This window comes from Shewanella psychropiezotolerans, from assembly GCF_007197555.1.
Taxonomy (GTDB): domain Bacteria; phylum Pseudomonadota; class Gammaproteobacteria; order Enterobacterales; family Shewanellaceae; genus Shewanella; species Shewanella psychropiezotolerans.
Genome location: NZ_CP041614.1, coordinates 1,624,622 through 1,644,914 on the forward strand (window position 1 = coordinate 1,624,622; position 20,293 = coordinate 1,644,914).

The window sequence follows — 20,293 nt, forward strand, 5'->3', positions numbered from 1 at the left end:
CCCCATTTGGTATTATTTGCTAGTGCAATTAGCGTAGTAAGTGACGGTTGACGGCCAATCGGAGAATACCCCCATCACACCGACATCTTTAGCCAATACATCGAGTAACTCGAACACATCGCCTTCATTGTCTATGGCATCAGAGATACTTTGGTAGTACCAGCCACCACCGTCGATCAGTAAGCCAGAGCGTTCCAGTGACCAGGTGATTATCTTCAGTCCGGCATCGTTGGCGGCATTGGCATACTCAGAAGGGATTAGCTTGCCTTCGTTATCCAGAGTGACCAACACCCACAGAGGCGGAGCGATAATTTCCACGCCCTGAGCCTTCAAGTCCGCCATCGAGGGAGTCCAGCTAGTCTCACTTAGGGGATCGAAGCCCGCATCATCGTATCTGTCATCGAGAAATACGGTTTGAGATGCAAACTCCGGGGCATTAGCTATCCAATACTCTATGTCTTCGAGATGGAAAGATTGAGGATAGACACGAGCCGGGTCGATACCCGCTGCCGTGTATTCGTCGAGCATCTTCTGGGCGTAGTCTTGCTGGCTAAAACCATCGAAGGGCATCTGCACCATGGCCTCTTTGAGCTCCGGGGTCATCTTAATGCCTGCCTTGTCGAACATCTCGATACTCTCGACGTGGGTCATCAGGGTGCCATTGCCGGAATAGAGATCGGTTCGCCAGTTGGCAGTGCCGTCCATATATTCTTCGACGCTGGTGGCATTGGTATTGGCACCATCCATCTTGCCTCTTAAGGTTTTAAATTCGGCCAAGGTAATATCACTGGTGCAGCACCTTGCGCTAGCCGTTACGCCATTGAGGGGATCGGCGGGGATGAAAGGGCTACTGCATTGGCTGGCAAGCTCAGGGATGGCCAGTATATTGGTGGTGGTAGCCAGATCGCACTGAGAGTGGCGACACACTAAGGCTTTGTCAGAGGTGAAGGTGACATCGCACTCCACTATGCCGGCGCCCGAGTCGATGGCCGCCTGATAAGATTCTTTGGTGTGCTCGGGGAACTGCATCGACGCGCCTCTATGACCTATGGAGAAGTCACTGCGATAGAAATTGTCACTGGCGCACTGCTCAAGTTGTGTCTTTAGCTCACTGTCTTGCATCTGACGCACTAGAAACAGAGGTCTGGGGCCAACTTGGGCGGCAACTTTTTCCTGGGGCTCAGTATGGTCGTTATCATTACAGGCCGTCAGTAACAGGCTTGTGGCGAGCGTCAGTAGCAGCGCGCAGGGCCTGAGGTGATTCTTATTCATAGGTACATCCGTTATTTTAGAGAGGGCAATTCATGGGGGAAGGGACTTGAGGTGTCGCCTCCTTCAATTTTGCGTCAGCTTAGGAGGAGAATATTAAGCTATGACTAAGGATTTATGACGTTATATCTATATATTAGATAAGAGGGCCTGTGGTATCTATTTGAGAGGGATTATTCATAGGCCTCGGGGGAGAGCGATTAGGATGGCAGCGGGTCGATATGACGTCGCTGCCTGCGTGTTTTTACACTAAAGGGTAAACTCTCGGTAGGACTCATACCCAGACCCAGACTCAAACCCTGACCTAGAACAAGGCTCAGATATCGGAGTCGCTGATTTGTGGTGGTACTAGGCGGCCTCCAAAATGTTGATGAAGTCTTTAAGACTCATCTTGGCATTGGATTTTTTCTGCCTGACAGTCACCTTAGCTTGTTCGACTTCTTCATCGCCTATGATGAGGCAATAGAGACCCTTGTGCTTGAAATGTTGCCTCAATTTATAGCCTACCGAATCTTGGCTCTTATCTAGGCTAACCATGTAACCCAAGTTTTTAAGCCTGTTACAAACGACATTGGCCTGGGCGATATGGCTATCTGAGATGGGCAATATAGAGATGGCATTGGGGTTTAACCACAAAGGTAGCCTGCCCTGATAATGCTCGAGTAAGATGGCAATAAATCGCTCCAATGAGCCAAGCACCGCTCGGTGGAGTATGACTGGATATTCAGACTTGCTCTCCTCGTTGATAAATGTTGCATCCATCCTTTGGGCTAGCACAAAATCCAGCTGAAAAGTGCCGCACTGCCATTGACGTCCCAGAGAGTCTTTCAGGGCAAACTCCACCTTAGGGGCGTAGAAGGCGCCTTCATTGGGTAATAACTTGAAAGGAATATTGAGCTGCTTGAGGCCATCTTGCAGGTATTGCTCGGCGCGGTCCCAGGCATCTTCGCTACCGGCCTTGTTATTAGCGCGCAGTGAAATGCTGACCTCTATGCTATCGGCATTGAAACCGAACTTGTCATAGACCCGATAAAGCATTTCGACGAAGGACATCAGCTCAGATTGGATCTGATGTTCACGGCAAAATACATGACCATCATCTTGATTGAAGCTTCTAAGCCTTAACAGGCCGTTCAGCGCTCCGGATGCCTCGTTGCGATGGCACAGACCAAACTCAGATAACCTCAGGGGTAGCTCCCGATAGGATTGACACAGCTGATTGAACATCTCTATATGAAAAGGACAATTCATCGGCTTAAGCGCCTGTTCTTGACCGTCATTTTGCAGCAGAAACATGTCGTCTCTGAACTTTTCCAGATGGCCGGATTTATCCCATAATTGGCTGTTGGCCAGAATGGGGCTGCGGATCTCGCGGTAATGATATTGTTCCTGAATGTCTCTGAGGTAGGCCTCTACCTTGCGATAGATTGCATAGCCCTTAGGATACCAAGACACCATGCCGGATGCGTAGTCCGAGAGGCTAAATAGCTCAAGTTCACTGCCTATTTTTCTGTGTTCATTTTTCATCTTGTACATCTCCGTTTCTTCAGTGGAGACCAACATGAAATCAAAATAAGCGCGGTAAAACTAAAATGGCTAACATGAAATCATGTTAGCCATTTTTTGCGTAATAAATCAGTAATTACAATGCCAACACAACAACTCTAGGTTGATGTGGTGGTGGTTATCTCAACTGCAATTAATCGTTTCATTACTTTCCTCGAGGGGATCTAATTCGTTCCTATTGTTATAGCAAAACCTGTATAAGAAAGACAAGAGTTAAATTGTTATTTTGGATTTATATTCAGCCAACTTAACATTTATCGCCATTAACATATTGAAATTGTTGGGTTAGAGAGTTAACGAATTCGAGTATATTTTAAGGAAGGGGAATCATCAACAGGAAACAGTATAACTAAGTGGTTAGATGCACTGTTACTCATTGCGATCTAGCAGATACGGTCTTATAAGTGGGCCTTCAAGCCCTCAACCGATCTCAGGTTACATTTGGATACAGAGTCCTGTCTGCAAGTGGAATATAGTGCCTCCACAGTCATTCGACAGATGTAATAAGGATCAAAAAATGAAAAAGTTATGCTTAATTATCTCAGTAACCTTGATGTCCAGCCACGCCATGGCAGAAAACAATACCTATATTCTCAACGGTAATATCTACAGCCATCAGGGCCAATTTTTCGCCGGTGCCGGCGTTGCTACTGGAAGCGAATTTTATAAAGATCAGGACCACAAGACCGGTGTCTACCTGAACGGAGGCTACCATGGTGAAGACTTCAACATAGATCTGGCCGGTATTAACTACCGTTTTTTCGGCGACAACGACAGCCTAGTCAATTTCAGCGCCTTTTTGGTTGCCAATCCTGGTTTCGACTCCGACGATGCCGATATTTTAACAGGCATGAAAGATCGCAAGATTAGTGGTGATTTGGGTTTAAATGCCGATATCCATCTGGGAAAAGGAACCTTATCGACTAAATTTCAACACGACGTTACCGGTGTTTACAAAGGCTATCAGGCCGACATCACCTATTACCACCCAATGGATCTTGGCTTTGCCTCTCTGGTGCCTTACGCCGGTGTGCACTACTTCAGCAAAGACTACGTAAACTATTACACTGGCGTATCTAGCTCGGAAGTCACCCCAAAGCGTTCGGCTTATCAGGGCAGCGGCAGCCTAGCCTACAATGTGGGTTATGCTATGGTCATCCCAGTCACTAAACACTTGGACATCACTCAGTCTACCGGGTATTCGCATCTGGCATCCAACATGGCTGACTCTCCTTTAGTGGACAGCAGTAACCAGTGGGTAACAACTCTGGGTGTGAACTACAGCTTCTAACTAACTTGATGAGCCAAGAGATGAAATCGATAAGAAACTTATGGGTGTGTGCTGGACTGGCCTTGATGCTGGCAGCTTGTGCAACTCCCTATGATACCGAAAAGCAGTTCTGGTCTTTCGGTAAAGGATTTGAAACCGTGCAGATTGCCCCGGATGGTTGGCAGATAAGCTTTGTGGGTAATACCAGCACAGATCGGGCATTAGCGCGTAAGTACATTATGCGCAAGTCGGCAGAGCTGTGCCAACAGGCTGGCTACCCTTACTTTACTTTCACTCGTGAGCAAACCGATCGCGACTCTGTGGGCCAGTTCGGGATAGGGGACAGCAGCAATAGCCTGCTGTGGGGTAGTTCGACCATTGATAAAGAGACCTCGGTAGTGGTCGAAGTGACTGGCCTGAGCAGCAAACCTAGTAATGCCGCTTCACGGGTGTATGACACCAACTACATTCTTAACCATGTGAATGTCGAAGACTAATTTCCAATACTAAGCTGCGCCTGCCACTGTTGACAGGCGCTCTCTACTCTATCCTTTCTTGTACTACCTCCGACACTCACTGGATAATATTTACAAAAAACCGTATTGCTATGCAGAAATTAACAAGATGATGGATTGTGGTAATGAGGCATCGAAATCATTGATTGGCATGGTACTTAACTTCATTAACGCCTGCTATTTTGGGGGCAATTTTTATAAGGTAATAAAAATGATTAAAAAAATCGCAACTTTTAGTTTAAGTATTATATTGCTATCGGCTTGTGGCGATACTGGGTCAGCAGCTTTAAAAGAACCTAAAATCGATTATGATTTCACCACGGATAAAGAGATCATAATTTCAGAGCGTCATAAAATTTTAAATTCATTTAAATTATCGGTAGGTGGTGATTATTTTTCTTTGTTATATGGGAAAGAAATTCGCTTTAAGGATGAAACAGGTAAAATTAATGTTTTTGATTTACTTAAAATAAAGAATGATACAGGGGATGAGATAGATATGATTATTCCATCCTTAGAAAATACGAAGGAAGCTCAGTATTGCCAATTGTTTTTTCAAACTGAAAGTAAGTTATTTAGCTGCTCTGCCGATAAACGAAGTGAAAATGAGGATTTAACATTTATTCAATCGACTTTAAACGGAAATGATGTGGGATTAGAGTTTTCACAATATATAAACGCGATAGGCTCTACTTCTTTTGAGGTGCGAGACTTGACTGATACTAGCGTTACTTTGAAAACTGTTAATGTTTTCCCTGAGTTTGGCGATAGTTCTGATCTCGGGTTTACAACCTACCTTAAATTAGAAAAATTGGTTAATAGTTTAGATCCAGCTTTAAAAATGACGCTCGTCTTTGACAGTGTCATTGACGGTTCCAGTGATGATGATATTAACATGTATACAGGCCTACTGATTAGGGATCGAGGAATGAACACTGTAGTTAGTGCTAATGGTTCTGTATTTTCAGGAGGAACCGATTTATTCTCAGCAGGTGTTGAGAGGCTAGTTAACAGTAGAAATAGCGACATTGAAATTAGTCTACATAAACAGGTCGGAGTTCATAGTTGGGCTGGTGATGAAAAAGTTGCGTTAGATATTCCATTTTCCGACGAAAGTCATCATAAACAAGGGTCTTACTTCAATAAGATGCTCGGTAAAAAAGGTATTCCATTTTATTTGTTTACACTAAACGCTGCTCCTGCAGAGGGCGAGCATTGGATGACCAGTGAGGAATTTAGTCAATTTGGTTTAGCGAAAGTAAATTAAAAAAATTGTGCTATATCGGTTAAAAATAGATCGCGGGAGTAGACCTTTCCATATATAAGGTTAGGTCTCTGTTTTCGACATAACCCAAACAGCTTAACCTTTAACGGTATAGGGTTTGAAAGTAAACTTCAAAGGGAACAAGCATCTCTTCATCAATGCCTTGAATTGAAAAGCCTGAATGGCTCTGAACTGATCACCTACTTAGTGGGACTGGTATAAGTTGCTTGCGATAATGGCTCAAACCTTAGTGACATGCGGGCACCACCTAATTCTGGAGCTCGGCCAATACGTAATTTCGATCCCATCCAAGAGCCAATGCGATCGACAATGGCCAGGCCCATGCCGTGGCCGGCATTGTCTCGGCTTTGTTGGCCTCGCACAAAGGGTTTTATCACCTGGTCTGCTTCCTGAGCATCGATGCCTTGGCCATCGTCGTCGACATGTATCCATACAAGGCCTTCTTCAATAGCCACTGTTAACTTAATCTGTGAATGCCCAAAACGTTGAGCATTACTGAGGAGATTATTCACCTGCATCGACAGGTATTTGGGATCTGTGCTGACAGTCAGTGATTTTGTACATGGCACGAAGTCGACTGGGTGAGATGGGTCGAGTAGGCATGCCAGTTTTTCCTGCAACCAGGCATTGAGTTCAATGGACTGCCAATCCGGCTGGATATTGGCCTGATCCAGGCGGGCATAACTGAGTAGAGTCATCACCAACTCTTCCATGGTGTCAAGATTCCGGTTTAGCCGTTGGAAGTACTTAACCCGTAGCTGTTCATTTTGAGTTTCTTCCAGAGCCTCGATGCCAAATCTTAGCCGTGCAATTGGTGTTTTCAGATCGTGGGATACCGCTCGACTGAGCAGTTTGTTGTCATCCAGCAATTGCTGAATACGATCCGCCATGCGGTTAAATTCGGTTTCAATGGAGCCTATATAAGATGTTTTGCTGACCGTAATTCGCTGCTGTAATTCACCCATGCCAAACGCCTGTGTCGCCTTGCTTAGGTTCACCAGCCGCCGGATTAGGGGAGATACCCATAGCAGCATAATCAGCATCACGCCAACGTAGAAGAGCATGGTATACAGTTTATTCAGGCTCCAATTGGCATCTATTGGTGTCATCAGTTCTGTATTGATGTTCAGTATTTGACCTTTGTGAGGCATTCGGTAATGCAGGGAGATCCCTTCGTCGGACTCGAGTAGCAGGGCTGCCTCGGTATCGAATTGTGCCTTCAAGGGGGCAGGTAAGCCGAACTCAGCTTCGGTTATCAAAGACAACTGCTCGGAATTATGCCGATTCCAGTTATCAATAAATAGATCAATGTGGGTGGTGTCGTTATCTAGGCTCAGTGCCAGCGTGCTGCCCATGAGTTTCAGTGCCGTAAGACGGTTGGCTACACTGGGATTATTTGTATCAGGGTTCTGAAGGGCTGCAAACTCGCTGATTGACCAGCCTAGGCTGGCGATGGTGGTGAGTACCACTAACACCAGAGAGGCTATCAATTTTTTCATGACGCTGGCTCACTGTCATCGCGACAGAAAAGGTATCCTTTGCCACGGACTGTTTTGACTTTATAAGGTTGGCTCTGGGCTTCCTGCAGTTTCTTACGCAAGCGCGAGATGCGGATATCTATTGAACGGTCCAGACCGTCGTATTCGATCCCTCTCAGCTGGGATACCAGTTCGATGCGACTGACTATGGTGCCCGCCTTCAATGCTAACTGCCACAATACATCGAACTCATTGGCGTTCAAGCCCACCGACTGCTGGTCAATGGTGACCGATTTGGCGGTCGCGTTCAGGACCAGCGAGCCAAACTTCAGTTGTTGTTTAAGTTCCTCGTCACAGGTACGGCGTAACAGGGCTTTGATGCGCGCCAGTAGCACCCGTGGACGAATTGGTTTAGTGAGGTAATCATCGGCCCCAACCTCCAGCCCCTGAATCTCGTCCCCGTCTTCGCTGCAGGCAGTCATAAATAGGATCGGCTTGGAATAAAACTCCCTCGCTTCTTTGCACACATCGAATCCGTTTTTCACCGGTATCATTACGTCCAGCAATACCAGATCTGGCTGCTCTTCGGCGATCATCTCCAGCGCATAGTCACCCTGGCTCGCCAGTGTTACCCCGTAGCCATGGTCCAGTAAATAGTCACAAATCCATTCCGCTAGCGAGGCATCGTCTTCCACCACCAATATCTGCTTTGTAACTGGCATGTTTAGAATAACCTCCAGCCGGATCCACTCTGTTTTGGGGCCTTATAAACCCAAGTTACCACCACTTTTAGCTGTGCCAGCGGTTGTGTTTCATCACTGTGGATCAGACTAAAGCTGGTGGTCTTGTCCCCTTCAAAACTGTACTGGTACTGCTGAATGGCTTTGCCATTCCAGCATGTCAGTTTGCGATGATCTTTGCTCAGTACCAGACAATACTGGCCGAGCTCAGGTGTCTGCCAACGAAACAGTACATCCTGATAGCAAGTCTGGCCTTTGTGTAAGGCGATACATCGTTTAGGAGTGGCGGTAAAGGCTATTGAATCGTCTTGACTCCAGGCCGTCATGGGAACTCCCAACAACGCCAAAGCCAACCATTGAGTAAATTTATTCATGTCGTCCGCCTAAAACACATAACTGATAGAGGCGTTAAAGAACGACACATAGCCAGTTTGGTTAAAGGGGCTGTCAGTCACTTCATTGGACAGCACGTTAAGGCGATACATGGCACGGAATACAAAACTCTCACTCAGAGGATAAGCCACTCCCAACTCCATGCCGTAACTAAAGGAACTGCCTGGCTGATATTCGGGGAACAGCTCAGTAGCTTCCTCGTCGCTGACGCTAAAAAAGTGGCGATTCAAAGTGGCTGATGAATATTCTATGCTGCCTAGTGCGTGGAAATTCCAATTACGAACCTGCCAGGATGTCCCCAATCTGGCGGTACTCGATATCCCCTGACCATCGTAATAATCGCTCACCAATCTGTATTGGAAAACGTAGCGGTCCCCCCAATAGCGGGTGGCGCGGAAACCAGCACCTACGTACCAGGAGTCCTCCGACATCAGGTAGGCGTTGCGGTCGGCTTCATCAAGCATGCTGGGATCCACACCTTCCGGGCGGCTCCTGGAGCTTTGCAAATTGGCTAGCAGTAGATCCAAGGACCAGTTTTCCGAATTCCAGAAGTTAAATCCTAGGTTAATTCCATCCTGAGATTGGTGGATCATCTCCACAAAGAGCCCTTTGTACTGGTACATACCACTGATCAACAGCGAAGGTTCCACAGATTGATGATCTATTTGGCGGATATCGACTTTATTGACGCCATAAACGCTGACACCGAGTTCAAAGTAACCGCCATCGGCAAGGCGATCTTCTACGCCACCGCTGACACTGCTGGCAATGTCTGACGCAGCTGAAACTCCTGGAATAATCATCAAGGTTAAGAGAATTGCTCGAATAATACGCACGCTCATTTTATTCACATTATTGCTCATTTCGTTCTTCTAACTGTGGTTGTCGAGTACCGCACTTTCTTCTTACAGCCTTAGCAGCTAACGCCCAAACTTAGGCGAACCCCCAGATAAGTTTTTACAACCAATCAATAGGCGCACATCTTGTTATTAAATTCGATCTGACTAGTAAAAAAACCAATAAAATACACTGGTTTGGGTGATATTTGGGAACAAGATTGCTCTCTCATTATGCAATGTATTATCGTACACAATGAAGCCTTGATATTCACAAGATACTAGCATATTAACGGCATTGGTTACATCTGTGTCGCGATAATCCTATGCCAGTCATTAACGCAATATCAGAACCGGTAAAACTCGCCTTTCTTGGGCGTTTTGGTTGTCTATTTTTGTGTTCGATGATTCAAGATTGAGCTCTGGAATGCTGCTTATTCATTTTAATCAGTCTGTTAGTGGATAATTCTGAATCGATTGTTTTCTTATTGCCTATAGGTATAAAGAAGCCTAGGTAATTTGAATTCCTCTTGAGATGAGAGCCTTGTTATTGCTCCTGCTTACATACGCTTACTGAATACCGAACCCAGAATTGAGAAGCTAGCCATAGATCGAATCGGGATCCAAATATTGAAGCTAGCATTCAACATGCAAGTGCAAGTAATAGTTAATTGGATTGGTATCGTAAATAGCCACTTTTTAAAGAAAGAGATTTGTATGAATGTCACTGGAATAACAGCTAGAACGTTTGCAGAAGAAATTGAAACTGATCAAGGAGCTGTTGAAGGAATCAGTCAGAGATAAGACTGAATCCGGTAAAGAAAAGAGCAAGGATCTCAAGCTACAAGTAGCCCAATTAACAATTCAACTTGCCGATTTTGTTAAGAAATCCAGCACTCAGGCGAAAACAGCTTAAATGGAGCTAGCTATTGTTTTTGAGTGAATAGCCACTTGGTATACGGCAGCTGAAACTGGCCCCCCCTGCCGAGTTGCTACTCATGCTCAACTCACCGGACATGCGTTTGGTCGCGGCCTTGGCGATAGCTAGGCCTAGGCCTAAACCGCCGGTTTGTTGATTTCGGCTCTTGTCTAAGCGGGAGAAGGGGATAAAGATGGTGTCGAAATCTTCCTTCGCTATACCCGGGCCATCATCTGCCACTGTGATGATGAGCTGTGTGTCGGCTTGATTCACTCTTTTGCTGGCGGCTTTCCATTTTGATACTTTCCATTTTGAGAGTATCCACTCTGAGCTTTTCCCTATTAAGGTTTTACTCGTATCTAAGTCCTCTTTAATCTCAACAGAGATGATCACGGTGGACTTGGCATATCTGATGGCATTCTTAACTAAGTTATCGAACATTAATCTGAGATAGGCAGGGTCGCACTCCAGCTCCTGTTGATGACAATAGAGGATAACTTTCTTGGTCTGATCCTGATTCAACTGAGCTATACGCTCGTCTAAATAGGGTTCGAGTTTAATGACTTGCTTGCCTATGGACTTGTCTTCATCAATTGCGGCATTGAGTTTAGAGAAAGTCAGTACTTGTTTGGTGAGCTCATCGATATCATCTATATAGGTATCGATATTGTCGAGTAGGGCGACTTGTTGTGGCTGGGTACTGCTCTTTCGTAACAGGCCTGTGGCCAGTTGTATGCGGCTCAGAGGAGTACGCATTTCATGGGGTACGGCCTGTGCGAATATCTGATTCTCTTTCACGGTTTCGGTAATTGATTCAGCCATCTGGTTAAAACTCGTCGCCAAGGCCTTCACTGGCTCTGATAACTTGGGGGAGGCGCGTACCATAAGCTCGCCGCGACCAAATTTATCATTGGTGTCGATAAGCTGGTTTATCTGTTTCTGTAATTGTCGGATAGGAAAATAGAGGGGGGCACTTATCGCGAATATGGCTACAAAGAGCAGTATCACTGGGAGTATGTCTTCCGGATGTTGTTGCCATAAGATGGCTAAGTTTTGCAGCTTTATTTCATCGTCGACCTCAGAGTGTGTACCATCAAAAAAGTGATATTGGTCGCTGATAAGTATCGCACCTTTAGCATTATCCAGGGGATAAACGGCTAACAATCTTTCATCATCGAGATTGTAGATTAAACTGTTATCACTGGTATATAAGTACTCACATATATTACATTCTGGAGCGCCATCCCATGTCTCTTGCCATTTTATATCGAAAGTAAGCAGAGTTTTTGGCAAGGACTGAATATATTGTTCTGGATCAACATCATTGTTTTCCAAAGCAACAGATATTTCATTGAAAATGTAATCGGTATCGGCATTAAAATCTAGTAGATCGCTTTGTTCCAGAGCTTCATAGCTAAATGATAAAGTGATAAATACGCTGCCGCCCAGAGCGAGTATTATCCCCAGATAGAGGCGGGCGAATAGGGGAGGAATAAATTTAGCCATTGACTAACATATACCCCTTGTTACGCACAGTTAAGATAAGCTTATAAGGTGAGCTGATATCGCCAAGTTTTTTTCTTAAGCCTGAAATTCGCATATCCACAGATCTGTCATTAGCGTCATAATCTATGCCGCGCAGGGAGCGGCAGCAGTCATCTCTGGAGACGATATTGCCAGGATTCGAGGCTAGCAGGAGTAAGATGTCATATTCCGCTTCTGTGAGCACAGGCTTGAGTCGGCCAAGATTGACTTCTCTCGTGGCGGTATCAAGCCTTAGCTGGCCTATCGCTATCACTTCCGTACTCGGAGGCTGATTGCCAACCCGTCTGAGGAGAGCGTCAATGCGCGCAACCATCACATGGGGGCGTATGGGTTTTGTCAGATAATCATCGGCCCCCAGTTTTAACAAGCTGACTTCGCTCATATCGTCGGCGCAGGCAGTGAGTACGAGTATGGGTCCAAAATAGAAACTGCGGGATTGCCTGCATATTTCGATACCATCTAAGCCGGGTAACATGAGATCGAGTATGACCAGATCAGGCTTATAGCGCTTAATGGTATCGACTGCGAGTAGGCCATCATTGACAATCTTAGTCTCATAATTTTCCGCCTCCAGATACATGGCGGTCAATCGTGAGATCTCTAAATCATCTTCTATGATGAGTATGTGCGCTTTTACCACAGAAACTCCTAATACCAAGTGCTATAGGTGAGCAGCTAGAAGCGCTTATTTTTACAGACTCTCACCGTTAATGATAGCGCGCTTACACCTGCTTACATTGGTTGTCCCTTAGCTTACAGCCGCTTACTTTCTATTCTTTCTTCCCATGATAATTTTGTTCATACGATGATTCCGGGGACATATTATGATTAAAGTATTATTGGCAAGTCTGCTGATAACAAGTTTAGTGACAGTGGCGGCGTGTAACTCAGATTCTTCAAGTACCAAATCAGCCCCTGATTCGACGGGCACAGAAACAGACACTGACACTATGGTCCCGGGAAGTAAATTGTCGGCTGCAACCTTAGCCTTGGATATCACCAGTGTGCCGGATTCTCTGTCGGCGACATACAGCTCAGCGCTTAAATTTAACCGTTACACCCAAATGCAGGCCGCTAATGGCAAGTCGATACACCTTATCGCTCAGGATAAACTGTCTGACAATCAAATTGTCAGAGCGCGTTCTATCTTGATTCACTATCTCACCGATTATCCGGGTTCAGAATATGGCAGTGATAAGTCTGCTGTGGCGATTAAGATGGCAGATAACGGCGCTATATTATTACTGCTCAATGGCCAGGATGACGGTACTAATCCGGCGACAGATTTAGGCGGTCAGCCGCTTTATCAGAATGAAATCCAGGTCGAGGGAGGCAACTGGTATATCAATCAAACTTATGATGGTCATCGTGATGCCAGTTTCGAAGAGATACTGCACTTGGTTCATGATTACGGCATTGGCGTCGATCAAAACCCTGAATTTGTTGGCGCGTTAGCCGATTATCAGGCCGAAATTCGCAGCGCTCAGATTGTCGCACTTAATGACAAGTTATGGGGTATTGGCATGCCTGATTGGATTGCCGAACTCACGCCGGAAAACAGCCTGACTCAGGAGTATTTAGCCTCAGTTATTGACTCATATTATGGCCTCTGGGGGGCCTGGAGTGAGAGTTCAACCCACGGCATGTGGGGAGGTTATGTGGCGAAAACCAGAGCTGAGATCACCAGTGAAGATCTCTTGGGAGCTAAGCTGATGGATAACAAATTCTTTCATCCTTATCTGACCTATGATGCCCGCATTGATGCGAGTTTTGAGGGCAATTTCAGCCTGAGATTTAATGCGGATTTAGGATACACCTATCATGCTCAGTACCTTAAAGATGTCACCTTAACCGGTGATAAGAGCAGTAATGTCATAGTCAATGGCTTCGATAACCGCATCACGGGTAATGCGGCAACCAACATCGTGTTCTTTAGCGGTAGCTCAGCTGAGTACACTCTAGATAAACAGCCCGATGGTTCGACTCTTATTTCAGATATGGTCGATAACAGGGACGGAGTAAGCCGGGTCATCCATATAGAACAGGCTGCTTTTAGCGATATTAATATCGATTTATAACCTGTACTTTTTATCAAGCCAGATGCTAGTTTGAGGGATTAGTTGGAATAGGTCTGTGGGGGAAGTGACTGAAAAATATGATACCTGCTTCCGCCAAATCATAATGCGTCATTGAATGTAAAAGGAGAGGCAAGATGACTGCCGATGAACTGGTGTTGGCGCTGAAGTGGGCCTAATCAGTGGCTGGAATCCAAGGATAATAGCTAGGTTGTTCTGAGTAAAAGGAGAGGCAAGATGACTGAATTGAAATTACTGATCCGCAATATGACTGCCGATGAGCTGGTGTTGGCGTTGAAGTGGGCCCTAGCCGAGGGCTGGAACCCTGGTCTTAACGATGCGGCTCTGTTTTACCGAGCCGATCCCAATGGCTTTTTTGTCGGTGAGCTAGAGGGGGAAATTGTCGCGGTAGGCAGTGCAGTAACCTATGGTAAGGACTTTGCTTTTTGTGGACTCTATATCGTCGCACCAGAGCATAGAGGCAAAGGTTACGGCTTGGCACTCACTAAGCACAGGTTAGCTTACTGCGGTGAGCGTAATGTTGGCATCGATGGCGTGCTTGAGAATGTCGAAATATATCAGCGTATCGGTTATCAGCCTTATTACCAGAATCGCAGATATCAAAAATTAGCTTCATATCGTTCTCAGTCAATTGAAGCCATTACTGTCCTAGATAACAATGTGAGCAGTACTGAGTTAAATACCATTAACCTCTATGACCGCCAATGCTTTCCTGCAAATCGTGAGACCTTTCTAAAGGCTTGGATGACTCAGAGCGATGGATTGACGTTAGTTTACCGCTCAGAGGGGAAAATCAGTGGGTATTTAGTCAGACGCCCTTGTATCGAAGGCTATAAAGTCGGGCCGTTATTTGCGGATAATGCTGACATTGCGGGCGTGTTATTGAATCAAGCTCAGTCAGGTATCGAAGGGGAAACTCTCATTTTAGATGTGCCTGAAAATAACCCCGCCGCCGTTGCTTTGGCTGAACGTGAAGATATGCAGGTGGTGTTTGCAACAGTGCGCATGTATCAAAAAGGGATGCCAAATATCGATAATGGAAAGATATTTGGCATCACTACGTTTGAGCTTGGTTAGCTATCTTGGCACTGTTTTCTTGCAACAGTGCCAAGGTTTAGTTTTACACTGAGTAAGCAAGATAAGCCTGCACTCAAGATGAGTACCATCCCCAGATTTTGTAATATCCCAGTGAGCGCAAGACCCGCACCGAACAGCAAGTAGTAAGTTAACCCAAACAAGGCGCCAGCTGTGCCAACCGCGTGTCGATAATTTACTAACGCTTGACTCATTATATTGGGCAAAGCCATGCCACTACAAAGCAACATACCTACCATAGGTATTAGGAACAAGAGATCAGACCTGAGTAACCAGACGCCAAAGGCGCAAGTTAAGGCCAGAACTGAGGCGGCAGAGATCAAGTGGTGTGACTGCCAGCCTTTCGATATCAAGCGCTTATTGAGCATGCTGCCCAGTATCGTTCCTATGGGTAACACGATGCCGCTATAGCCAAACTCGGTCGATGTCATGCCTAAATCATTAAAGATAAAGGGACCGAGCGAGTAGTAGCTATATAGCATGATATTAAAGGTTGCGATCAGACCGGCGTTGCACCATAAACTCGAGTCTCGACTCATCTGCTTGGCCAGCTGAAAAACGCCAATTTTTTGGGGATTTACTGACTCGGCGTTAGCATTCACTTTCGGATTGGTCTCGGATAACGTGATAAGGGCAAGCAGCCAGAGTGTGATGGCTAGCATCAGCAAGCTGCAGAATATCCCGCTATAGCCAAAATGAGTCACTATGATGCCGCCACTCAATAATCCAATAACCGGACTGATCGAAACGCCCATGGTGATCACCGAGAATACCTTCGTCAGTTCGGTTCCCTGGTAGCAATCTCTTAGCATGGCCTGAGTCACGACTGAGCCTGTGGCCGCACCGAAAGCCGATATGATCCTTGCCAGCATCAGCGCCTCAAAGCTGGTTGCAAAAATAGCCAGTGTGGCACCCACGCCATAGGTGACTAATCCAAGCAGCATGGCTTTTCGACGACCTATGGTGTCACTCAGCCTTCCCCAGACAAGTACCCCGAAGGCAAAAGCGATAAAGTACACAGATATGGTTTGTGAAGCGGTCTGGGCTGTTACCCCGAACGCCTGTGAAATATGAGGTAGAGCCGGGCTATAGATGGTTTCGACAACTTGTGGAAACATCACTAAGGCTAATATAAGCCAGAGATTTGGCATTGTTTTCATGGGAGGTGACTCCGTGGCATTGAATATTAAATTTGATGCCGGGAACTATAGCGATCAGCCGCGTGTCCGATTACAATGATAAGGACATTAACTATCAAAAATAAGACTTATGGCGATCCTAAACTCAGATTGTGCAGCAGAGGTGTTGGCAAGCTTAGATGATTTTGAGGCTCAGGTGGTCGGTATCGCATCTGGGGTGGGAAATTATGACTCAGGCGTACATAGCCATAAGAAGGCCCAGCTGCTCTATGCGCCCACAGGGTGTATAACCATAGCTCTGGAGCAGATGCAATATGTATTGCCACCGACCAAGGCCGCCTGGATCCCCGCAGGAATAGAGCATTGCGCCAGAATGCAGATGCGTGAGGTGGTGACATGTCGCTCCCTATACTTCGATACCGCCTCCTTTATCGATTTGCCTGACAAGATCAAAATCATCGGCGTTAACGATCTGTTTAAACAACTGATTGAGCGTATGTCTCTGTGGCCCTGGGACATGCCAGCCGAGCAACAAAAGAACCTACTGTCCCTGTTTATTGAGGAGTTGTTGGTTGCGCCGGAAGAGATGTTACCTCTGCCTATTCCTGATGATCCTCGTTTGAAACCTTGGCTGGCACAAGTGATGTCTGGAGAGACCTTGCCCCAGCCATTGAATCAAATGGCCAAAAGGATTGGTGCCAGTGAGAAAACCATTTCGCGTATCTTCATCAGGCAAACCGGGATGCCTTATCAAGCTTGGCGCCAGCAGTGGCGGTTACATGGGGCAATAGTCCGACTCGCCGAGGGTCGAAGTATCTCGGAAGTGGCTTTTTCTCTGGATTTTTCCAGCGATAGCGCCTTTATCAGCTTTTTTCGGCAGCATATGGGGGAGACGCCCAATCGGTTTATTAACGCTTAATTCGCTTGAAGCAGCATATATGTGGATATTCGCTAGTCATGGTTTTTGACTGTTATAATGATGTTTAGAACGTCGATACTGAGCATACTTGATGCAACTAAAACCTCTGTCTAAAGGGCGATTCCAATCACTTTGGGAACAGGAACACGATGAAATTGAGCAGATCATGCTCGAGTGCATCAGTGAAACTAAGTTAGTTCCGGCACATCAAAAACTGATGCGGCAGGGGCAGAAAGTGGATTCGCTTATCTTAGTCAAGCATGGCCGGATCTCTATGGGCTATACGGCCCGCAATGGTCGCTGTTTTCAGTTAGGCACTATGGTGTGTGATTCTCAACTGTTTGGTGAGATGGAGTTTTTCAGTGATTATAAGTGTCAGTTGGATATCGTGGCCGAAGATGACGTCGAAATTGAGGTTATCTGTGGTGATAAGCTGCAGCAGGCGCTCATCAAGCAGCCTATGTTTGCCCTGTTTTTTGCCAGTGCCATCGCCGTCGATTATCAAGATACCGTCGATATCCTGACTCGCAGAATGCTGTATCCCATCGCCTATAACATAGCTTACGACCTCTACCATCAATATTTAGACGATCTGCCTGTAGATGGCTTCACTAAGTGCTACCTGGAGGCTGAGCGTTTTGCGACGACAGATCGTGTGTATCGCCGTGCCGTCAAGAAGCTTGAGGAATTAGGCCTGATCCACAAGGATAAGGAAGAGGGGATAGTGATAAGTAATCTAGAAGGACTGAAAGCCTATCTTGAATAGTCGAATTGCCAGCATTATAGTTTGAATAAAATTAAGCCCCGGCAGTCAGACTACCGGGGCTTAATGTAATAGGGAGTATTATTTTTCTTGCAGCTTGAGGCTCCTCTGCTGCTCATCTTGCTGACAGGCCTTCCTCATCAACAAACAGAGTATACTCGCTCGCCTCTTTCTGATTTTACGTACTCTATTCTTAACTCTAATCGTTCTTGGTTTACGCATGGCAGTTAGCTTATCTGTCATTATCTACATTAAAGTTACCGGTATTATACGGATTTTTAATACCAATTTTAAGTCCCAATCTAAGCCATGGCTAAACTGTTTTCTGCCGCTTGGCGACGAGACATAACTAGCATGCCTAAAATGATGGCGTAAATGACGGGGATGGCGTACATCACAGTTTGCAAACCTATCACGGATTCAAACATGGAGCTGATAGCCGGGCTAAACATGGCGCCAGCGCTACCGCTGATTAAGATGTAAGACACATTCTTACTGCTGGCCTGTTTCACAAATGACACCCCGTAGGCGATAAAGGCATTATAGAGGGCTGCACAGGCAAAACCATAGCCATAGGTCAGATAGCTCATCCACTCCAGTTTGTCTGTGGTGACAATGAGACTGGTGATGATTAAGGCTAAGGTCATCATGCCCATCAGGAAGTGTTGGATCTTCACTCTGGACACGATAAGTGTCGAAATGAGCGCGCCGACAAGGGCCGCTGACCAGTATTGGGTGATGATGTTACCGGCTTCTTCGAAGGGAATGTCAAACTTCTGCTTAACAAACATAGGTGCCCAGGTCAGGAAGGTATAAAGCGCCAACATGCCTAGGAATAAACCAATACCCGCACTGATGATTGAGAAGTTCCACTCCGATTTTTCGCCGCCTGAAGCTGTTTCATTCGAGTTTTCACTTTTACTTTCGCATAAGTCAAAATTAGTCATCATGGCCATCATAGCCGTGCCCAGCGCCACTAATCCTACCGCAAGGTAACTGTAACTCCATGACAGTGCATGGCTAAGTGCATAAGTGGTAATGAGTGGGAAGACCACGCCAGCCACATTGAACGTAGCGTCTTGTACAACGAGCATGGTGCTCTGGATTTTGTCTTTCCACACCGACACCACGATGGTGCCGGCAATACAGAGTCCAACACCGCCACACAGACCGATAATGGTCATGGCAATCATCACCACATTGAGTGACGAGGTGAAGTGAAGTGCGGCAGCACTTAAGGCAATACAAAGGTAACTGAGTAAGGTCATGCGCTTGACGCCTATCTTCTCAATTAAGAAGAAGGCGGCTATGGTCCCGGCTAACGCGCCCCCGTTGAGCAGAGAGAAGATCGAAGCGACTTCGTTGACGTTTGCTGCAAACTTGCTGGCGATAGGTTCAATCAACATGCCGAACTGAGTCGCAAAGCCCGCCATGATAAAGTTGGCGAGGAAGCTTAAAATGGTTAAGGAAATTTTGTTTTTCATCATCTATACCTAGTTATCGTTTTAAAGGCTCGCAGTTGATTCATTAGTTATTTTTTTATTGGCTAGCGTTAAGGTTAACCCTGCCATTAATGATATCGGTTTACTGCGAGCATAAGCTGAAATAAATTGCTTATTAAAAGTGTCTTACAAGGGGCTAAAGTCAGCAGCCTGTATTAGCCACAAGCCGTCTCTAAGGCCAACTCTATCATCTGATTAAATGATAGTTGACGCTCCTGTGCCGACGTTTCTTCGCCGGTTAAGCAGTGGTCAGACACTGTCAGAATGGCTAAAGATTCGATACCATGCTGATGGGCTAAGCCATAAAGTCCAGCCACTTCCATATCGACTCCCAGAACGCCAAAACGCTCTAAGGCCGGGATCATATCTTCATCCGGGTCATAGTACATATCGCCACTGAAGATGTTACCTACCTTGACGCTGATCTTTTTATCTAATGCCGACATATAGGCTTTATGAAGCAACTCGAAGGTGGCCGATGTGGCCATCTGATAGCCGCTGCTACGTTTAGCATTGGTTGGAGAGTCGGTGCCCGCAGCTTGGGCCAGAATCACATCGTGCAATTTCACATCTTTTTGGGTCGCGCCTAAGCTTCCCACGCGTATGATGCGCTTCACGCCAAAATCATTAATCAGCTCATGGGCGTAAAGTACCATGGAAGGGATCCCCATGCCGTGACCCATCACAGAGATACGTTGACCCTTGTAGAAGCCTGTGTAGCCCAGCATATTACGAATCTTGGTTACTTCTACAGCATCATCTAGGAAGGTCTCGGCAATATATTTCGCTCGCAGTGGGTCACCTGGCATGATGATGGTTTCGGCAAAGTCGCCTTTCTTACCGCTGATATGTGCAGTCATACTTATCTCTCTTTTTACAACTCTTATAAGTTGGTCGGTTGGCAGTTCGAAACATCTAGATGAGTAAACTCATATGCAGTTGAGCTTATGCTGAGTTTATTGG

Annotated in this window: 19 protein-coding genes; 8 read left to right on the forward strand and 11 right to left on the reverse strand. The window is 46.0% G+C overall.

All coding sequences use genetic code 11. The features are described from left to right. Positions 1-12: 12 nt before the first annotated feature. Together FM037_RS07185 and thrS are read right to left on the reverse strand one after the other, a co-directional pair. Positions 13-1,272 (reverse strand): glycerophosphodiester phosphodiesterase family protein, encoded by a 1,260-nt coding sequence (locus FM037_RS07185; RefSeq protein ID WP_144045439.1) that lies wholly within the window; start codon positions 1,270-1,272, stop codon positions 13-15. A 345-nt stretch (positions 1,273-1,617) separates the two neighbouring features. Beyond that, positions 1,618-2,832 (reverse strand): threonine--tRNA ligase, encoded by a 1,215-nt coding sequence (thrS, locus tag FM037_RS07190; protein WP_144045440.1) that lies wholly within the window; start codon positions 2,830-2,832, stop codon positions 1,618-1,620. 520 nt (positions 2,833-3,352) lie between these two features. On the opposite strand from thrS, the gene ompV reads away from it, so the two are divergent. From ompV to FM037_RS07205, 3 genes are all read left to right on the forward strand, one after another. Beyond that, positions 3,353-4,126 carry an outer membrane protein OmpV gene (gene ompV, locus FM037_RS07195; protein ID WP_144045441.1) on the forward strand — a complete coding sequence of 258 codons (774 nt, stop codon included), beginning with the start codon at positions 3,353-3,355 and terminating at the stop codon, positions 4,124-4,126. 20 nt (positions 4,127-4,146) lie between these two features. Next, positions 4,147-4,602, forward strand: coding sequence for a CC0125/CC1285 family lipoprotein (locus tag FM037_RS07200; RefSeq protein ID WP_144045442.1), 456 nt, complete (start codon positions 4,147-4,149; stop codon positions 4,600-4,602). A 229-nt stretch (positions 4,603-4,831) separates the two neighbouring features. After that, positions 4,832-5,887, forward strand: a complete 1,056-nt coding sequence (locus tag FM037_RS07205) for an alpha/beta hydrolase (protein ID WP_144045443.1) — start codon at positions 4,832-4,834, stop codon at positions 5,885-5,887. Positions 5,888-6,084: 197 nt separating this feature from the next. Here the strand turns inward: FM037_RS07205 and FM037_RS07210 are convergent, their stop codons facing one another. From FM037_RS07210 to FM037_RS07225, 4 genes are read right to left on the reverse strand one after another with little or no spacing between them, the layout of a single operon-like run. After that, positions 6,085-7,404 carry an ATP-binding protein gene (locus tag FM037_RS07210; protein ID WP_144045444.1) on the reverse strand — a complete coding sequence of 440 codons (1,320 nt, stop codon included), beginning with the start codon at positions 7,402-7,404 and terminating at the stop codon, positions 6,085-6,087. Further along, positions 7,401-8,105, reverse strand: a complete 705-nt coding sequence (locus tag FM037_RS07215; RefSeq protein ID WP_144045445.1) for a response regulator transcription factor — start codon at positions 8,103-8,105, stop codon at positions 7,401-7,403. Before FM037_RS07215 ends, FM037_RS07210 begins: the two co-directional genes overlap by 4 nt. Positions 8,106-8,107: 2 nt before the next feature. Beyond that, the gene (locus FM037_RS07220; RefSeq protein WP_144045446.1) at positions 8,108-8,497 is read right to left on the reverse strand and encodes a DUF3019 domain-containing protein; all 390 of its coding nucleotides are present in this window, start codon (positions 8,495-8,497) and stop codon (positions 8,108-8,110) included. A 9-nt stretch (positions 8,498-8,506) separates the two neighbouring features. Further along, on the reverse strand, positions 8,507-9,379 hold the full coding sequence (locus tag FM037_RS07225; protein ID WP_407695636.1) for a MipA/OmpV family protein: 873 nt from the start codon (positions 9,377-9,379) through the stop codon (positions 8,507-8,509). A 621-nt stretch (positions 9,380-10,000) separates the two neighbouring features. On the opposite strand from FM037_RS07225, the gene FM037_RS28475 reads away from it, so the two are divergent. After that, positions 10,001-10,156: a hypothetical protein gene (locus FM037_RS28475; protein ID WP_185976974.1), complete on the forward strand. Its 156-nt coding sequence runs from the start codon at positions 10,001-10,003 to the stop codon at positions 10,154-10,156. 118 nt (positions 10,157-10,274) lie between these two features. Here the strand turns inward: FM037_RS28475 and FM037_RS07230 are convergent, their stop codons facing one another. Beyond that, complete coding sequence (locus FM037_RS07230) at positions 10,275-11,777, reverse strand: sensor histidine kinase (RefSeq protein ID WP_144045447.1); 1,503 nt, start codon at positions 11,775-11,777, stop codon at positions 10,275-10,277. Further along, a complete protein-coding gene (locus FM037_RS07235; RefSeq protein ID WP_144045448.1) occupies positions 11,770-12,456 on the reverse strand; it encodes a response regulator transcription factor in 687 nt (228 codons plus the stop codon). Before FM037_RS07235 ends, FM037_RS07230 begins: the two co-directional genes overlap by 8 nt. 184 nt (positions 12,457-12,640) lie before the next feature. On the opposite strand from FM037_RS07235, the gene FM037_RS07240 reads away from it, so the two are divergent. Beyond that, positions 12,641-13,894 carry a hypothetical protein gene (locus tag FM037_RS07240; RefSeq protein WP_229381109.1) on the forward strand — a complete coding sequence of 418 codons (1,254 nt, stop codon included), beginning with the start codon at positions 12,641-12,643 and terminating at the stop codon, positions 13,892-13,894. A gap of 234 nt (positions 13,895-14,128) precedes the next feature. Beyond that, positions 14,129-14,989 (forward strand): GNAT family N-acetyltransferase, encoded by an 861-nt coding sequence (locus tag FM037_RS07245; protein WP_144045449.1) that lies wholly within the window; start codon positions 14,129-14,131, stop codon positions 14,987-14,989. Here FM037_RS07245 and FM037_RS07250 read toward each other — a convergent pair. After that, complete coding sequence (locus FM037_RS07250) at positions 14,986-16,167, reverse strand: multidrug effflux MFS transporter (RefSeq protein WP_144045450.1); 1,182 nt, start codon at positions 16,165-16,167, stop codon at positions 14,986-14,988. The genes FM037_RS07245 and FM037_RS07250 overlap by 4 nt on opposite strands. A gap of 109 nt (positions 16,168-16,276) precedes the next feature. Here FM037_RS07250 and FM037_RS07255 point away from each other — a divergent pair, with 109 nt between their 5' ends. Together FM037_RS07255 and FM037_RS07260 are read left to right on the forward strand one after the other, a co-directional pair. After that, complete coding sequence (locus tag FM037_RS07255) at positions 16,277-17,065, forward strand: AraC family transcriptional regulator (protein WP_227992619.1); 789 nt, start codon at positions 16,277-16,279, stop codon at positions 17,063-17,065. A 91-nt stretch (positions 17,066-17,156) separates the two neighbouring features. Further along, complete coding sequence (locus FM037_RS07260; RefSeq protein WP_144045451.1) at positions 17,157-17,831, forward strand: Crp/Fnr family transcriptional regulator; 675 nt, start codon at positions 17,157-17,159, stop codon at positions 17,829-17,831. Positions 17,832-18,130: 299 nt separating this feature from the next. Here FM037_RS07260 and tsgA read toward each other — a convergent pair whose 3' ends face one another. Next, positions 18,131-19,312 carry an MFS transporter TsgA gene (gene tsgA, locus FM037_RS07265; protein WP_144048872.1) on the reverse strand — a complete coding sequence of 394 codons (1,182 nt, stop codon included), beginning with the start codon at positions 19,310-19,312 and terminating at the stop codon, positions 18,131-18,133. A 173-nt stretch (positions 19,313-19,485) separates the two neighbouring features. Beyond that, entirely contained in the window at positions 19,486-20,190 is a 705-nt protein-coding gene (gene deoD, locus FM037_RS07270; protein WP_144045452.1) for a purine-nucleoside phosphorylase, read from the reverse strand. Between the last annotated feature and the right edge of the window lie 103 nt (positions 20,191-20,293).

What these genes read in the sequence shown, in the direction of transcription:
- FM037_RS07185 (WP_144045439.1), bottom strand. Translation starts at nt 1,272, where the DNA reads ATGAATAAGAATCACCTCAGGCCCTGCGCGCTGCTACTGACGCTCGCC.
- thrS (WP_144045440.1), bottom strand. Translation starts at nt 2,832, where the DNA reads ATGTTGGTCTCCACTGAAGAAACGGAGATGTACAAGATGAAAAATGAA.
- ompV (WP_144045441.1), top strand. Translation starts at nt 3,353, where the DNA reads ATGAAAAAGTTATGCTTAATTATCTCAGTAACCTTGATGTCCAGCCAC.
- FM037_RS07200 (WP_144045442.1), top strand. Translation starts at nt 4,147, where the DNA reads ATGAAATCGATAAGAAACTTATGGGTGTGTGCTGGACTGGCCTTGATG.
- FM037_RS07205 (WP_144045443.1), top strand. Translation starts at nt 4,832, where the DNA reads ATGATTAAAAAAATCGCAACTTTTAGTTTAAGTATTATATTGCTATCG.
- FM037_RS07210 (WP_144045444.1), bottom strand. Translation starts at nt 7,404, where the DNA reads ATGAAAAAATTGATAGCCTCTCTGGTGTTAGTGGTACTCACCACCATC.
- FM037_RS07215 (WP_144045445.1), bottom strand. Translation starts at nt 8,105, where the DNA reads ATGCCAGTTACAAAGCAGATATTGGTGGTGGAAGACGATGCCTCGCTA.
- FM037_RS07220 (WP_144045446.1), bottom strand. Translation starts at nt 8,497, where the DNA reads ATGAATAAATTTACTCAATGGTTGGCTTTGGCGTTGTTGGGAGTTCCC.
- FM037_RS07225 (WP_407695636.1), bottom strand. Translation starts at nt 9,379, where the DNA reads ATGAGCAATAATGTGAATAAAATGAGCGTGCGTATTATTCGAGCAATT.
- FM037_RS28475 (WP_185976974.1), top strand. Translation starts at nt 10,001, where the DNA reads ATGCAAGTGCAAGTAATAGTTAATTGGATTGGTATCGTAAATAGCCAC.
- FM037_RS07230 (WP_144045447.1), bottom strand. Translation starts at nt 11,777, where the DNA reads ATGGCTAAATTTATTCCTCCCCTATTCGCCCGCCTCTATCTGGGGATA.
- FM037_RS07240 (WP_229381109.1), top strand. Translation starts at nt 12,641, where the DNA reads ATGATTAAAGTATTATTGGCAAGTCTGCTGATAACAAGTTTAGTGACA.
- FM037_RS07245 (WP_144045449.1), top strand. Translation starts at nt 14,129, where the DNA reads ATGACTGAATTGAAATTACTGATCCGCAATATGACTGCCGATGAGCTG.
- FM037_RS07250 (WP_144045450.1), bottom strand. Translation starts at nt 16,167, where the DNA reads ATGAAAACAATGCCAAATCTCTGGCTTATATTAGCCTTAGTGATGTTT.
- FM037_RS07255 (WP_227992619.1), top strand. Translation starts at nt 16,277, where the DNA reads ATGGCGATCCTAAACTCAGATTGTGCAGCAGAGGTGTTGGCAAGCTTA.
- FM037_RS07260 (WP_144045451.1), top strand. Translation starts at nt 17,157, where the DNA reads ATGCAACTAAAACCTCTGTCTAAAGGGCGATTCCAATCACTTTGGGAA.
- tsgA (WP_144048872.1), bottom strand. Translation starts at nt 19,312, where the DNA reads ATGAAAAACAAAATTTCCTTAACCATTTTAAGCTTCCTCGCCAACTTT.
- deoD (WP_144045452.1), bottom strand. Translation starts at nt 20,190, where the DNA reads ATGACTGCACATATCAGCGGTAAGAAAGGCGACTTTGCCGAAACCATC.